This is a genomic window from Terrabacter sp. C0L_2, assembly GCF_036352015.1.
In the GTDB taxonomy this organism is placed as follows: domain Bacteria; phylum Actinomycetota; class Actinomycetes; order Actinomycetales; family Dermatophilaceae; genus Terrabacter; species Terrabacter tumescens.
In genome coordinates, this window is sequence record NZ_CP143557.1 from 2557619 (window position 1) to 2572358 (window position 14740).

General features: G+C 71.7%; 10 protein-coding genes and 1 other RNA gene. 7 read left to right on the forward strand and 4 right to left on the reverse strand.

All coding sequences use genetic code 11. From position 1 onward, the window contains the following. Positions 1-127 precede the first annotated feature (127 nt). The 3 genes from U5C87_RS11725 (at position 128) to U5C87_RS11735 (ending at position 4385) form a co-directional block, all read left to right on the forward strand. The gene (locus tag U5C87_RS11725) at positions 128-1630 is read left to right on the forward strand and encodes a M23 family metallopeptidase (RefSeq protein WP_330472771.1); all 1503 of its coding nucleotides are present in this window, start codon (positions 128-130) and stop codon (positions 1628-1630) included. Positions 1631-1780: 150 nt separating this feature from the next. Then, positions 1781-2254, forward strand: coding sequence for an SsrA-binding protein SmpB (smpB, locus tag U5C87_RS11730; RefSeq protein ID WP_330472772.1), 474 nt, complete (start codon positions 1781-1783; stop codon positions 2252-2254). A 154-nt stretch (positions 2255-2408) separates the two neighbouring features. After that, entirely contained in the window at positions 2409-4385 is a 1977-nt protein-coding gene (locus tag U5C87_RS11735) for a DUF2207 domain-containing protein (RefSeq protein WP_330472773.1), read from the forward strand. On the opposite strand, the gene U5C87_RS11740 is transcribed toward U5C87_RS11735, so the two are convergent. After that, the gene (locus tag U5C87_RS11740) at positions 4305-5546 is read right to left on the reverse strand and encodes an MFS transporter (RefSeq protein WP_330472774.1); all 1242 of its coding nucleotides are present in this window, start codon (positions 5544-5546) and stop codon (positions 4305-4307) included. The genes U5C87_RS11735 and U5C87_RS11740 overlap by 81 nt on opposite strands. Positions 5547-5599: 53 nt before the next feature. Between U5C87_RS11740 and U5C87_RS11745 the strand changes: the two genes are divergently transcribed. Continuing rightward, positions 5600-6445 (forward strand): winged helix-turn-helix transcriptional regulator, encoded by an 846-nt coding sequence (locus tag U5C87_RS11745; protein ID WP_330472775.1) that lies wholly within the window; start codon positions 5600-5602, stop codon positions 6443-6445. Positions 6446-6525: 80 nt separating this feature from the next. Here U5C87_RS11745 and U5C87_RS11750 read toward each other — a convergent pair whose 3' ends face one another. After that, positions 6526-9900, reverse strand: coding sequence for a pyruvate carboxylase (locus U5C87_RS11750; RefSeq protein WP_330476685.1), 3375 nt, complete (start codon positions 9898-9900; stop codon positions 6526-6528). A 237-nt stretch (positions 9901-10137) separates the two neighbouring features. On the opposite strand from U5C87_RS11750, the gene ssrA reads away from it, so the two are divergent. Further along, positions 10138-10504, forward strand: a transfer-messenger RNA (tmRNA) gene (gene ssrA / locus U5C87_RS11755). A gap of 198 nt (positions 10505-10702) precedes the next feature. On the opposite strand, the gene trxA is transcribed toward ssrA, so the two are convergent. Together trxA and U5C87_RS11765 are read right to left on the reverse strand one after the other, a co-directional pair. Then, positions 10703-11089 (reverse strand): thioredoxin, encoded by a 387-nt coding sequence (gene trxA, locus U5C87_RS11760; protein ID WP_330472776.1) that lies wholly within the window; start codon positions 11087-11089, stop codon positions 10703-10705. 39 nt (positions 11090-11128) lie between these two features. Next, complete coding sequence (locus tag U5C87_RS11765) at positions 11129-11752, reverse strand: SIMPL domain-containing protein (RefSeq protein ID WP_330472777.1); 624 nt, start codon at positions 11750-11752, stop codon at positions 11129-11131. A 71-nt stretch (positions 11753-11823) separates the two neighbouring features. On the opposite strand from U5C87_RS11765, the gene U5C87_RS11770 reads away from it, so the two are divergent. Both U5C87_RS11770 and U5C87_RS11775 read left to right on the forward strand, forming a co-directional pair. Continuing rightward, positions 11824-12192, forward strand: coding sequence for a VanZ family protein (locus tag U5C87_RS11770; RefSeq protein WP_330472778.1), 369 nt, complete (start codon positions 11824-11826; stop codon positions 12190-12192). Between the two features lie 290 nt (positions 12193-12482). Continuing rightward, the gene (locus tag U5C87_RS11775; RefSeq protein WP_330472779.1) at positions 12483-14720 is read left to right on the forward strand and encodes a DEAD/DEAH box helicase; all 2238 of its coding nucleotides are present in this window, start codon (positions 12483-12485) and stop codon (positions 14718-14720) included. Positions 14721-14740 lie beyond the last annotated feature (20 nt).

Below are 14740 nucleotides of genomic sequence, written 5' to 3' on the forward strand. Positions count from 1 at the left end.
TCGCTCGGAGCAGTTTCGCGGTTTCCGCTCGCACGCCGGGGCACTGGCGCCATGCTGTCCGCGGCCGAAACGCGCGATATCTCCCCAACGCGAGTGACCTGTGGTACCAATGGAGCATATGTGGCTCATGAGGCGTTCTGAGAAGAGCGGTCCCGCGACCCGGCTGACGGCCGCGGGGCTCGTCGTGGCGTGCTCCGTGTCCGTGGGCACGGCCCTCGTCGCGCGCGCCGACTCCGTGTCGGACCAGAAGAAGCGCAACGACCAGAAGATCGCGGCGCTGGGCCAGCAGCTCGAGGGCACCAACGCCTCGCTCGCCCGGGCCTACGTCAACCTCCAGCGCACCAACGCGGCGCTGCCCATCGCGCAGCAGCGGGTCGTGGCGGCCCAGGGGGCGCAGGCCCGTGCGGTCGCGGCGCAGGCGGCGGCCGAGGCCACCGAGGCGCGTGCCATCGACGCCGAGGCCAAGGCCCGGGCCCACAACGAGGCCGTGGCCCAGCGCCTGGCCGTCGCCCAGGCCAACGAGCAGCGCGCCAAGGAGCAGCTCGCCAAGAGCTCCACCGACCTCGTCTCGAGCCAGGACGCGCTGGACTCCTACGCCGCCGAGGTCTTCCAGGGCGGCGACCAGGAGTCCCAGCTCGGCATGGTGTTCGGCTCGACGTCCCCGCAGGACTTCGCCAACCGCCTCGTCATGGCTGACACCGCCAGCGCCGTCGCCAGCGACACCATCGACAAGCTCGCGGCGATGACCGCCGACAACACCTCGACCCGCGCCTACCTCACGGCTGTGCGCGGCGAGATCGACGACCTCAAGCGCCAGGCCGAGGCGGCCCTGCGCGGCGCCGAGGCGGCCGCGGCTGCCGCCACGCAGGCCAAGAACCAGGCCATCGTCGCCAAGAACAACGCCGTCACCGCCACCCAGAACGCAGCAGCGGCCAGGACCCAGCTCGACCAGCTCAAGGCCAAGCAGACGGGCTACGCGGCCGACCTCGCGGTCCAGCGCAAGAACGAGGCAGCCGACCTCGCCTCCGCGCGTGCCGAGTCGGCCCGCCTCCAGGCCATCCTCGTCGAGCAGGCCCGCAAGGCCCGCATCGCCGAGCAGAAGCGCCTGGCCAAGCTGCGTGCGCAGCGCGAGGCCAAGATCCGCGCCGAGCGCGCCAAGGCCGCCGCGGCGAAGAAGCGCGGCCAGGTCTACGTCCCCAAGACGCCGCCGCCTGTGCAGAGCGACAACACGCCGTCGAACTACCTCAGCTACCCGGCCATCGGACCCACGACGTCGGGGTTCGGCATGCGCTGGCACCCCGTGCTCCAGAAGTGGATGCTCCACGACGGTCTCGACTGGGGCATCGCGTGCGGCACCCCGGTGTATGCCGCGGCGCCGGGCTCCATCGTCCGCGCCGGCTGGCGCGCCAGCGGCTGGGGCAACCAGGTCGTCATCGACCACGGCATCCACCGCGGCGTCGACCTCGTGACCACCTACAACCACCTGACGAGCATCGTGAAGTTCAGCGGGTCGGTGAACCGTGGCCAGCTCATCGGCTACTCCGGCACCACGGGCTACTCGACGGGCTGCCACCTGCACTTCGGGGTCTACGAGGACGGCACCCCGGTCAACCCGCGCAAGTGGCTCTGAGCGGCGCCACCGCAGGAAACCGACTCTGAGTCGGGCTGCCCTTCGGGGTAGCGTTGGTGCGCTGACCCGCGCCGTGCGGTGACGGCAGACCACGCACCCCGCGCACGTCTCGTGCGCTGCGGTCGCAGACCCGAGTCGGAAGGACGTCCGGTGCCCAAGGAGAAGGGGCGGTCGCTCATCGCGAGCAACCGCAAGGCCCGACACGACTACCTCATCGACGACACCTTCGAGGCCGGCATCGTGCTGTCCGGCACGGAGGTCAAGGCTCTGCGGATGGGGCGCGCCTCGCTGGTCGACGGCTTCGCGATGTTCACGGGCGACGAGCTCTACCTCGAGAACGTCCACATCCCCGAGTACCTCAACGGCACGTGGAACAACCACGCCCCGCGCCGCAAGCGCAAGCTGCTCCTGCACCGGTCCGAGCTCGAGAAGATCGCGCACAAGACCCGCGAGAGCGGTCGCACCATCGTCCCGCTGTCGCTCTACTTCAAGGACGGCCGCGCCAAGGTGGAGATCGCGATCGCGACCGGCAAGAAGGAGTACGACAAGCGGCACGCCCTGCGCGAGCGCCAGGACACCCGTGAGGCCCAGCGGGCGATGAGCGCGGCCAACCGCCGGCGCTGACCGGCCGTTGACCACAGGCTGACCCGCAGCCGCAGACCCGCCGTCGTCGACCGTGCGACGGCGGTCGCGCGACACGGTGGCGCCCGGCCGGAACCGGGTGCTCGCGCGCCGCGTCCGGTGTCAGGATGGAAGCACCGACGACGTGGAGGACACGATGGCTGGATCGACCCGCTCGCTGCGACCGAGCGTGAGGCACGGCCGTCGGCTCGGCGTGCTGGGCCTGCTCGTCGCCGCCGCCCTGCTGCTCCTCGCACCGTCGAGCACGGCGTATGCCGCGGGCGACGAGGGCATGGACTCCTTCGTCGCCGTCTACGACGTGCAGCGCGACGGCAGCATGAAGGTCACCGAGACGATCACGTGGCGCTTCCCGTCCGGCGAGCAGAAGCACGGCATCTTCCGCGACATCGTCGTGCGGATGGGCTGGAACGACGAGGAGAACCGCTACCGCTACTACGACCTGACCGACGTCGCGGTCTCGAGCCCCAGCGGGGCTCCTGACGCGTTCCGGGTCAGCGACATGGGGGCCTCCCGCGAGATCCGGATCGGGTCGTCGAGCGAGTACACCAGCGGCACGCAGGTCTACAAGGTCAGCTACACGCTGCACAACGTGCTCAACCCGATCACGGCGGACGGCAAGTCGGCCACGGACTCGAGCCAGGCCGACACCGTCGAGCTCTACTACAACGTCTTCGGCACCAACGAGATGACGGCCCGCGACCGCGTCTCCGTGACCGTCAACGCCCCGACCGGGTCGACGAAGGTCGCCTGCTACCAGGGAGTCAGCCGATCCGACACCCCGTGCCGGTCCACCTCCGGCGACCCTGCGACGTTCTCGGCCGACGCCCTCGCCCCGGGCGACGCGATGTCGGTGCTCGCCTCCTACCCTGCCTCCGCCTTCGGTGACGTGCGCGCCGACGTGCGCCAGGGCGACTCCGGCGCCTCGGTCGGCTCCGAGGCCGCTCCGGCCGCCAACGCGGCGGCGTGGGCCGGCGCCATCGGCGCACCGGTGCTCGCGCTGGCCGTCATGGGCGCCCTGGTGTGGACGCGTGGGCGCGACGAACGCTACGCAGACCTCACCCCGGGCCTGTCGCCGGCCTTCGGCACCGGGGCGACGGGCGACGGCACGCCGGCGGCGGCCACGGTCCGTGGCGGGTCCACCACCGTGGCGGTCCAGTTCCAGCCCCCTGCCGGCGTCCAGCCCGGCATGGTCGGCACCATCATCGACGAGACCGCCAACCCCATCGACGTGTCCGCGACCCTCATCGACCTCGCCGTCCGAGGCTTCCTGCGCATCGAGGAGATCACCGGTGAGGGTGTCTTCAGCCGGACCGACTGGAGCCTGACCCGGCTCGCGCCGCCGGCGGACGAGCGCCTGCTGCCCTACGAGCGGCAGCTGCTCGACGGCATCTTCTCGACCCGGGGCGACGTCGTGCGCCTGTCGGAGCTGAAGAACACCTTCGCGAGCACCCTCAAGCGCATCCAGGGTGCGATGTACCAGGAGGTCGTGACCCGAGGGTGGTTCCGCTCCTCGCCGCAGACCCAGCGCGGCGCGTGGCAGGGCCTCGGCCTCGTCATCGCAGCTCTGGGCGGCCTCGTCCTCTTCTACGGCCGCCCGGCCATCAGCGCGATCCTCGGCGGCGGTTTCAGCGGGGGAGTGGCGCTCGGCATCGGCCTCGTCGTCGCGGGCATCATCGTCTGGGCCCTCGGGGGCCGGATGGCTGCCAAGACCGCGGAGGGCTCCGCCGTGCTCGCGCAGTCGCTGGGGTTCAAGGAGTACCTCACGACCGCCGAGGCCGGCCAGATCGAGTTCGAGGAGGCGTCCAACGTCTTCAGCCGCTACCTGCCGTATGCCGTGGTGTTCGGTGTCGCCGACCGGTGGGCCCAGACCTTCGCCGACGTCGCCAGAGCCGCCGAGGCGGCCAACCAGCCGCTCATCATGCCGACCTGGTACGTCTGGAGCGGCAACGCCTTCCCGGACTTCACGAGCATCGCCGCCGGCGTCGACTCGTTCTCGACGACCTCGACCGGGACGTTCACCTCGACGCCGGGCTCATCCGGCTCGTCGGGCTTCTCCGGCGGTGGCGGCTTCTCCGGCGGTGGCGGTGGCGGGTCGTCCTCCGGGTCCTGGTAGCCGCGGGCCGACACGACCGGCGGCGAGGGCGAGCACCACGCCGACGCCCGCCACGACGCCACAGAGCGGCCACAGCAGTCCCGGCGACGCGGCATACACGATCCCGCCGAGCGGCGCCGAGAGCATGGTGCCGCTCGTCGCGGCTCCCGTGTAGAGCCCCTGGAACTGCCCGACGAGATGGGGCGGCGCCGCGTCGAGCACGTGGGCGGTCGCGGTCGTCTTGTAGAGGATCTCGCCGGCGGTCAGCACCACCATGGCCACGACGGCCGCGACGGCGACACCGAGCCACGTGAAGCCGAAGATGACGAATCCGACTGCCACCAGGGCGTATCCGGTGGCGATGACGGGGATCGCCGGCCGGTCGCGCAACCACAGGGTGACCGGGATCTCGAGGGCCAGGATCAGACCCGAGCCGATGGCGACGAGCAGGGTGTAGAGCGCGAGCGGCTGGCCGTGGTCGCGGAGGTGGAGTGGGAGGGTCGAGTAGAGCTGGCGGTAGACGAGGTCGACGAGCACGACGCCCGTCAGGAGCAGCAGGAGGGAGCGGTCGGCCCGGACAGCCCGCCAGAGGCCGGCCGGGGCATCGCGCTCGCGCGCCACGGGCGCCTCGTCGGGCAGGAAGCGGGACGTGACGTGGCGCAGCGCGAGGGTGAGTACGCCGTCGAGCACGAAGAGCGTGTCGTAGCCGCGGGTGGCGAGCAGTGCCCCGACCGGTGGCCCGATGACGAAGCCGGCGTTGGAGGCAGCACGGCTGACGGCCACCGACGACCGACGCGACCCGGCCGGCACGGCGAGGGCCGCGAGCGCTCCCTGGCCCAGTGAGGCGACCGCCCCCAGGTAGCCGGTGACGGGCATCGTCACGGCCAGCAGCCACACCGGCTGCCACGGGATGAGGGCCGTGAGGACGCCGACGACGCTTGCCGCGAGCAGCAGGACGCGCCGGTGACCGTGACGGTCGCCGAAGCGCCCGCCCGTGAAGTTGCCGAGCAGCGCCCCGACGCCGTTCGAGCCGGCGATGATCCCGGCCGGGACGACGCCGACTCCGCGCGGCCCGGTGAGGTAGAGCACGAGGAAGAGCATGAGGAAGGCGCTGGCCGAGCTGACGAAGCGCCCCGCTGCCAGCACCCAGACGACGCGCGGCAGGTCCCTGAGATCTCTCACCGGCTCATCAGACCATAGTGAGTCTCTTTTGGAAACCCAGTTAGGATGAGGACATGACGAGGCGGCACGCACGCCCCGACGACCCCTGCGGCATCGCCCAGGCCGTCGGCGTCCTGGGCGACCCGTGGAGCCTTCTCGTGCTGCGGGACGTCGCCGGGGGCCGGACCCGGTTCGAGGCGCTCGTCGCCGAGACGGGCATCTCGCGCAAGGTGCTGACCCAGCGCCTCGAGGCGCTCGTCGCCGACGGCCTCCTCGAGCGCCGCGCCTACTCCGAGCGACCGCCCCGGCACGAGTACGTCCTCACGGCGCTCGGTCGCGGCGCGCTGCCGGTCCTCGGCGCCCTGCAGGAGTTCGGTGACACGTGGCTGCTCGGCGACGGCCGTCCGGACGCCGGAGCCGCCACCGACTCCAACGAGGCCGCCAGGGTGGCAGCGCTCGTCGGCACGCGGGTCCCTCGCCTGAGCGCCCTCGACCCCGTGACCGAGCAGCCCTTCACCGTCGTCTACTGCTACCCCGGCAACGCCTTCCCCGGCGCCGACGAGATCCCCGGCGGCATCGGCTGCACCCTCGAGTCGTGCACCTACCGCGACCGGCTCGGGGAGTTCGCGGAGCTCGGGGCCGCGGTCGTCGGGGTCTCGACCCAGCGGCCCAGCGAGCAGGCTGCGTTCGCCGAGGCCAACGGCCTGCGGTTCCCGCTGCAGTCCGACGCCGACCTCGAGCTGACGACCGCCCTGCGGCTGCCGACCTTCCGTGCCGGCGGCACGACCCGCCTGAAGCGCCAGACCCTCGTCGTCGACCGGGACCGGGTGGTGCGCGCCACGCTGTTCCCGATCCCCGACGTCACCGGCTCGGTGGAGGAGGCCCTGCGCCTCGTCCGCGGGCTCGCGACGGCTTCCTAGCCCACCCGGCGCAGGGTGCCGCTCGTGCGTCCGACGTGGACCACGAGGGCGGCGCGGACGGTCGGGACGGTCCCTCGGCGTCAGCCGATGACGACGAGCAGGTCCCCGCCCTCGACCTGCTGCTGCGTGCCGATCGCGACGCGGGAGACGGTGCCCCCGGCCGGGCTCGTGATGTTGGCCTCCATCTTCATCGCCTCGATGGTCGCGACGACGCCGCCGGCCTCGACGGTGTCGCCCTCGGCGACCGCGAGCGTCACGACGCCGGCGAAGGGGGCGGCCACCTGGCCGGCGGCCCCGGGGTCGGCCTTCTCGGCGGACTTGACGTCCGCGTCGACGGAGCGGTCGCGCACCTGGATCGGTCGGAACTGCCCGTTGAGGGTGCACATCACGGTGCGCATGCCCTTGGGGTCCGCCTCGCCGACGGCCTGCACCCCGATGAGCAGCCGCTTGCCCTGCTCGATCTCGACCTCGTACTCCTCGCCCTGCTCGAGACCGTGCAGGAACTCGACGGTGCCGAGCACCGAGAGGTCGCCGTAGGACTCGCGCGAGGACTCGAACTCCTTCGTGGGGCCGGGGAAGAGGAGCTGGTTCAGGGTGCGCCTCGGCGACTCGACGAGGGACTTCTCCTGCTCGGGGGTCAGCTCGGTCAGGCGCGGCTTGGACCGGCGTCCGGCGAGGGCCTTGGTGCGGAACGGCTCGGGCCAGCCGCCGGGCGGGTCGCCCAGCTCGCCGTTGAGGAAGCCGATGACCGAGTCGGGGATGTCGTACTTCTGAGGGTCATCCTCGAAGTCCTTCGGGTCGGCGCCCGCCCCGACGAGCGCGAGCGCGAGGTCGCCGACGACCTTGGAGCTCGGGGTCACCTTGACGACGTTGCCGAGGATGCGGTTGGCCGCGGCATACATGTCCTCGATGGCCTCGAAGCGGTCACCGAGGCCGAGGGCGATGGCCTGCTGCCGCAGGTTGCTGAGCTGGCCGCCCGGGATCTCGTGGAAGTAGACGCGTCCGGTCGGGGAGTCGAGCCCCGACTCGAAGGGGCGGTAGAGGTGGCGCACGGCCTCCCAGTAGGGCTCGAGCGCGAAGACGTGCTCGATGTCGAGCCCGGTGGGCCGGTCGGTGTCGTCGGTGGCCGCGACGAGCGCCGACAGCGAGGGCTGGCTCGTCGTGCCCGCCATCGTCGCGGTCGCGGCGTCGACGGCGTCGACCCCGGCGTCGATGGCGGCGAGCAGGGTGCCGATCTGCCCGCCGGCGGTGTCGTGGGTGTGCAGGTGCACCGGTAGGTCGAAGCGCTCCCGCAGGGCGCGGACGAGCCGGGCCGCGGCCGGCGCGCGCAGGAGTCCGGCCATGTCCTTGATGGCGAGCACGTGTGCGCCGGTGTCGACGATCTGCTCGGCGAGGCGCAGGTAGTAGTCCAGCGTGTACAGCTTCTCGCCCGGGCTCATGAGGTTGCCGGTGTAGCAGAGCGCCACCTCGGCGACCGCGGTGTCGGTCGCGAGGACCGCCTCGACGGCCGGACGCATCTGGGAGACGTCGTTGAGGGAGTCGAAGATGCGGAAGATGTCGAGCCCCGTGCGGGCCGCCTCGTGGACGAAGGCGTCGGTGACGGCCGTCGGGTAGGGCGTGTAGCCGACGGTGTTGCGCCCGCGGAGCAGCATCTGGAGCGGGATGTTGGGCATCGCCTCGCGCAGGGCGGCGAGCCGCTCCCACGGGTCCTCGGCGAGGAAGCGCAGGGCGACGTCGTAGGTCGCGCCGCCCCAGGCCTCCATCGACAGCAGCTGCGGTGTCAGGTGCGCGACGTGCTGCGCGACGTGGAGCAGGTCGCGCGTGCGCATCCGGGTCGCGAGGAGCGACTGGTGGGCGTCCCGGAAGGTCGTGTCGGTGACGGCGACGTCGTTGGCCTCGCGCAGGGCGCGCGCGAAGGCGGCCGGCCCGTCGGCGCGGAGACGGTCGCGGGCGCCCGGGGGCACCGGGGTGTCCGGCAGCTGGGGGAGCTTGGTTCGCGGGCGGACCCGCGTCGTGACCGGGCCGTTGGGCTGGTTGACCGTGACGTCGGCGAGGTAGGTCAGCAGCCTCGTCGCGCGGTCGGCACTGACGCGCGCCGCGAGCAGCTCGGGGCGCTGGTCGATGAACGACGTCGTCGCCAGCCCGTCCTGGAAGACGGGGTCGCTGAGGACGGCCTCTAGGAAGGGGATGTTGGTCGAGACGCCGCGGATGCGGAACTCCGCGAGCGCTCGCTGCGCCCGGCGGACCGCGATGGGGAAGGTCATTCCCCGGCAGGTGAGCTTGACGAGCATCGAGTCGAAGTGCGCGCTGATCTCCGCACCGACGAAGACCGTGCCGCCGTCGAGGCGCACGCCGCTGCCGCCCGCCGAGCGGTAGACCGTGATCGTGCCGGCATCGGGACGGAACCCGTTCGCGGGGTCCTCGGTCGTGATGCGGCACTGCAGCGCGAAGCCCTTGGTGCGGATGTCGTCCTGCCGCAGGCCCATCGACGCGAAGGTGTCGCCCGACGCGATCTGCATCTGCATGACGACGAGGTCGATGTCGGTGACCTCCTCGGTGACCGTGTGCTCGACCTGGATGCGGGGGTTCATCTCGATGAAGACGTAGCGGCCGTCCTCGCCGAGGAGGAACTCGACCGTGCCGGCGTTGACGTAGCCGATCGAGCGGGCGAAGGCGACGGCGTCGGCGCACATCCGGGCGCGGGTGTCGGCATCGAGGTTGGGCGCCGGCGCGATCTCGACGACCTTCTGGTGGCGACGCTGGAGGGAGCAGTCGCGCTCGTAGAGGTGGACGACCTCGCCCGTGCTGTCGGCCAGCACCTGCACCTCGATGTGCCGCGGGTTGACCACGGCCTCCTCGAGGTAGAGCGTCGGGTCGCCGAAGGCCGACTCGGCCTCGCGCTGGGCTGCCTCGAGGGCGTCGCGCAGGCCCTCGCTGGACTCGACCCGGCGCATCCCTCGTCCGCCACCGCCGGAGACGGCCTTGACGAAGACCGGGAAGCCGATCTCGGCAGCCGCCGCCTCGAGGGCGTCGAGGTCGGTGCCGGGCTCGGAGCCGCGCAGCGTCGGCAGGCCGGCCTCGCGCGCGGCCGCGATGGCCCGGGCCTTGTTGCCGGTCAGGTGCAGCACGGACGCCGGCGGCCCGATGAAGGTGATGCCGGCCGCCTCGCACGCCTCGGCGAGGAGGGGGTTCTCGGACAGGAAGCCGTAGCCGGGGTAGATCGCGTCGACGTCGGCCTCGACGGCCTTGGCGACGATCGCCTCGTGGTCGAGGTAGGCGCGGACCGGGTGGCCCTCCTCGCCGATCTGGTAGGCCTCGTCGGCCTTGAGCCGGTGCTCGCTCTTGCGGTCCTCGTAGGGGAAGACGGCCACGGTCCGGGCGCCGAGCTCCGTCGCGGCCCGGAAGGCTCGGACGGCGATCTCGCCTCGGTTGGCGACGAGAACCTTGCGGAACATCGGACCTCCAGGGTGCGGGGCGACGGGGTGGTCCGCGTCGACCACGGTCGGAAGCCTAGTGGTGGGTCCGGCCGGTGCGAGTCGCGGGAACGGCGGGAAAGGGAGGGGAGCGGGCGCGGGGACACCCGCGGGAATGGCTTGGACCGCCCGAGCGTTCCTCCTGCATACTGTGTTCTCCACCTCGGTGGAGCGCAGGGTTGCTTGACAAGAGAACAGCGTGACGTGGACACCCCTCATGGGGGTGATCGGTTTCGACGGTGGTCGACACATCAGGAGAAGCGGGTCGAGGATGCAGGGTTATCTCGTAAACGCTCCCTGTAAACCAATAGGTGCCAATTCCAAGCGCACCGACTTCGCCCTCGCCGCCTGAGCGAGCCTCGAAGTCTGTCAGCCTGAGCTAGTTTCCGACTCAGTGCCTGGCATCAGCTAGGAAACTTGCTGCGCAGTCATGTTGGGGGGCTGCGCGGGACTCTTGCTCATCTGGGCCTGTCAGGGGACGCGTGCGTGCGAGCCCTGGGGCCGAGAAAAGCCATAGCGCACTGCACCCGGAGAAGTCTTGGTCTCTCGTCATCGGACGCGGGTTCAATTCCCGCCACCTCCACCACTTCCGTGGTGGCCACGTCACGCAAGTTCGCTGGTCAGCAGCACGGAGGGCGTCCCGTTCGCGGGACGCCCTCCGTGCGTCTGCCGTCAGGCCGCTCGTGCGCCTGCGCAGCGGTGGCCTCGCGGCAGGGACAGACGAACGCGGTGGATCCCCGGCACCGGGTGCCGGGGATCCACCGCGTCGCGATTCAGCGGGTCGTCAGGCCTGCTCGGCCGCGCCGGCGGCCTCTGCGGCCATCTGCTCCTTGATGGGAGCCATGTCGAGGTTCTTGACCTGCTCGATGACGTCCTGCAGCGCGGACTGCGGCAGCGCGCCGGGCTGGGCGAAGACGAGCACGCCCTCCTTGAAGGCCATCAGGGTCGGGATCGAGGTGATGTTCGCCGCGGACGCGAGGGACTGCTCGGCCTCGGTGTCGACCTTGCCGAACACGATGCCCTCGTTGTCGCCACTCTGCGAGGCGGCGTCGTAGACAGGGGCGAACTGCCGACACGGGCCGCACCAGGACGCCCAGAAGTCGACCAGGACGATGTCGTTGTCGAGAACGGTCTTCTCGAAGGACTGCGCGGTCAGGTCAGTGGTAGCCATGTCTGTCCCAACGGATGGCGCGGGGCGGGTATTCCGACGTCAGCGCAGCTCCCACGTCACCGTGACCGAGGCGCCGAGGTCGAGGTCGCCGCCCTCGACCGGCATGCCACCGGCCGCGGCCGCCACTGCCATGACCTTCATCTCGCGGCCTCCGGAGACCGGGACGGCGCCCGTCTCGGCCACCCCGAGGACGGCGCCGAGCTGCGCGCCGGAGAGGCCGGCATACTGCTCCGCCTTGCCGTGGGCGTCCGCGAAGGCTGCGTCGCGCGCGCGTCGCAGCCCGTCGCTGCGGTCGGACACGTCGAGCCGCACCTGGTCCACGAGGAGCGCGTTGCCGACGGCCGCCGCGGCGGCCTCGAGGATCTCGCCGACCGACTCGAGGCGGCGCACCGTGACGGCGAGCCGCTGCTGGGCCGTGAAGCCGACGGCCGTCCCGCTGTTGTCCCACCGCTGATTGACCGCGGCGTCGAGCGTGCGGATGTCGGCGTCCGCGACGTCGTGCTCGCGGATGACCGACCCGACCTTCGTGATGCCCGCGGTCGCGCCGGCGAGCGCCGCCGCGACGTCGGCGGCGTCGTGACCGACCCGCAGGTCGAGCCGCACGACGTCGGGGGAGACGGCCGCCCTGCCGGTGCCGGTGACGGTGACCGTGCGCTTGCCCATGGGGATCCTCTCGTCGCGGCCCCCGCCGATGGGTCCGGGCCCTCGTCGCAACCTACCTAGACTGCGGTGCCATGACGAGCCTCCCGCGACGGTCCGCTCCCGCCCCACCGCTCGTCGTCGGCTTCGCCGTGGTCGCCGTCGTCGTGCAGCTGCTCGCGCTCTACTGGCCGGTCGTCACCGTCGAGGGCCCCGTCAGCTGGACCGACAAGGTCGTGCACCTGCTCGTCTTCGCCGTGCCCACGTATGCCGTGGGGCGCGCTCTCGGGTCCGTGCGCACCGTGGTCCTGGTCTTCGCGGTCCACGCTCCGGTGAGCGAGCTCGTGCAGCACTTCCTGCTCCCCGGGCGCACCGGCGACGTGTGGGACGCCGTGCTCGATCTCGTCGGCGTGACGCTGGGGGCTGCAGCCCTCGTGGTCCGGGCCAGGCTGCGTCGCTGTTAGACTTGGGGACATCCGACTCCGAGGTCTCCTCGGATCACGACGGAAGAGATGGCGCCGGGGATGCCCGGCGGGCAGGCTCGTCCGACGGGGTGACACCCCCACCGGAAGACCGCGCAGACGGCGCGGCCCGGCACTGACGCGGAGCGGATCCGATCGCCGGACGGCACAGATGCCGGGCACCGGTACACATGGGGCGCAGATCTTCCTGCGCCTGAGGCTCGTCTGCATGGTCGTGGTGTGACTCACGGCTCGAGGCGAAGTCTGCATCGAGTCAAGAGAGTTGAATACGTATGCCCAAGCACACCTCCTCCGGCGCGCCCAAGAAGGCCCGCTGGACCACCGAGAAGAAGGCCGCCGCGTCCAAGAAGCCGCACCGCGGCCAGGGTGGCCCCAAGACCTCACGCCCGACGTCGTCGGGTGCCAGCCACGTGGGCGGCCGCGAGTGGCGCGCCCCGCGTGACGAGCGCCGCTCCTCGGACCGTCCCTCGTTCGACCGTCGTGACGACCGTGGCGACCGCGGCTTCCAGCGTCGCGAGGACCGTCCCTCGTTCGACCGTCGTGACGACCGCGGCGGTGACCGTGGCGGCTTCCAGCGTCGTGACGACCGTGGCGACCGCGGCTTCCAGCGCCGTGAGGACCGTCCCTCGCTCGACCGTCGTGACGACCGCGGCGGTGACCGCGGTGGTTTCCAGCGTCGTGACGACCGTGGCGACCGTGGCTTCCAGCGTCGCGATGACCGTCCGTCGTTCGACCGTCGTGACGACCGCGGTGGTTTCCAGCGTCGTGACGACCGTGGCTTCCAGCGTCGCGAGGACCGTCCGTCGTTCGACCGTCGCGATGACCGCGGCGGTGACCGTGGCGGTTTCCAGCGTCGTGACGACCGTCCCTCCTTCGACCGTGGTGGCGACCGCGGCGGCTACCAGCGTCGTGACGACCGTGGCGACCGCGGCTTCCAGCGTCGTGACGACCGTCCGTCGTTCGACCGTCGCAACGACCGCAACGACCGCGGTGGCGACCGCTTCGCAGCCCCGGCTCCCGTGAGCTTCGAGGACGCCGAGGCCGAGCGCATGGACGCCGACAACTGGACCAAGGCCACCCGCGCCGACGTCTCCGACGGACCTGTGGACGTCGCGGCCGACAACGGCTTCGCCGCCCTCGGCCTGCCCGAGCGCATCGTCGAGCGCCTTGCCCGCGAGGGCATCACCGCCCCGTTCCCGATCCAGACGGCGACGATCCCCGACGCGCTCGCCGGCAAGGACGTCCTGGGCCGCGGCCAGACCGGATCGGGCAAGACGCTCGCGTTCGGCCTGCCGCTCATCACGCGCCTGCTCGAGGCGGACCTGCAGCGTCGCCCGCGCAAGCCGCACGCCCTGATCCTCACCCCGACGCGTGAGCTCGCGATGCAGATCTCCGACGCGCTCGAACCGCTCGTGCACGTCGCCGGCCTGCGCCACAAGCTCGTCGCCGGTGGCCTCAGCTACACGACGCAGATCAACGCCCTCAACAAGGGCGTCGACATCCTCATCGCGACGCCGGGCCGCCTCAACGACCTCCTCGAGCGCGGCGCGGTCGAGATGGACGACATCGCGATCACGGTGCTCGACGAGGCCGACCACATGGCCGAGATGGGCTTCATGGCCGAGATCACGACGAGCCTCGACAAGATCCCGGCCGACGGCCAGCGCCTGCTCTTCTCGGCGACGCTCGACCGCGGCATCGACGCCCTCGTCGAGAAGTACCTCACCGACCCGGTGACGCACTCGACGAACGACGCCACCGCCTCGGTCGAGGGCATGGACCACCACGTCCTGCTCATCGACCCGCAGCACAAGAAGGTCATCACGGCCGAGGTCGCCAACCGCGAGGGGCGCACCGTCGTCTTCTGCCGCACGAAGCTCGGCGCCGACCGCATCGCGCTCCAGCTGCGCGAGCAGGGCGTCATGGCCGCGGCGCTGCACGGTGGCCTCAACCAGGGCCAGCGCAACCGCGTGCTCGGCGCCTTCCGTGACGGCACCCTCCCGGTGCTCGTCGCGACCGACGTCGCCGCCCGCGGCATCCACGTCGACGACGTCTCGGTCGTCCTGCAGGTCGATCCGCCGGCCGACCACAAGGACTACCTGCACCGCTCGGGCCGCACCGCCCGCGCCGGCGACAAGGGCACCGTCGTGACCCTGGCGCTGCCGCACCAGCGCAAGACGATGGAGCGCCAGCTCAAGGACGCCGGCCTCGAGATCTCGCCGGTCCGGGCCACGCCCGGCGACGCGACCCTCGCGGCCACCGGCGCGACGACGCCCAGCGGTGTCGCCATCGCCGAGGACGACTTCCAGCGCCTCATCGCCGGTCCCAAGCAGCACCGGCGTGGGCCGGCCGGACCTCGCGGTCCGCGCCAGGGCCAGCGCGGCGGCTCGCGCCCGCACCACGGTGGCGGTCGTGATGACCGTCGTGGGCAGCGGGGCGACCGCGGCGAGGGCCTCGTCTCCCGCTGGGGCGACGACGAGCGCGGCGGTCGTCGCGGCGCGCGCTTCTGAGTGGTCGCCGGTGTGGAAGG

Coding starts and splice junctions, on each gene's coding strand:
- U5C87_RS11725 (WP_330472771.1), top strand. CDS start 128: ATGAGGCGTTCTGAGAAGAGCGGTCCCGCGACCCGGCTGACGGCCGCG.
- U5C87_RS11735 (WP_330472773.1), top strand. CDS start 2,409: ATGGCTGGATCGACCCGCTCGCTGCGACCGAGCGTGAGGCACGGCCGT.
- U5C87_RS11745 (WP_330472775.1), top strand. CDS start 5,600: ATGACGAGGCGGCACGCACGCCCCGACGACCCCTGCGGCATCGCCCAG.
- U5C87_RS11750 (WP_330476685.1), bottom strand. CDS start 9,900: ATGTTCCGCAAGGTTCTCGTCGCCAACCGAGGCGAGATCGCCGTCCGA.
- trxA (WP_330472776.1), bottom strand. CDS start 11,089: ATGGCTACCACTGACCTGACCGCGCAGTCCTTCGAGAAGACCGTTCTC.
- U5C87_RS11765 (WP_330472777.1), bottom strand. CDS start 11,752: ATGGGCAAGCGCACGGTCACCGTCACCGGCACCGGCAGGGCGGCCGTC.
- U5C87_RS11770 (WP_330472778.1), top strand. CDS start 11,824: ATGACGAGCCTCCCGCGACGGTCCGCTCCCGCCCCACCGCTCGTCGTC.
- U5C87_RS11775 (WP_330472779.1), top strand. CDS start 12,483: ATGCCCAAGCACACCTCCTCCGGCGCGCCCAAGAAGGCCCGCTGGACC.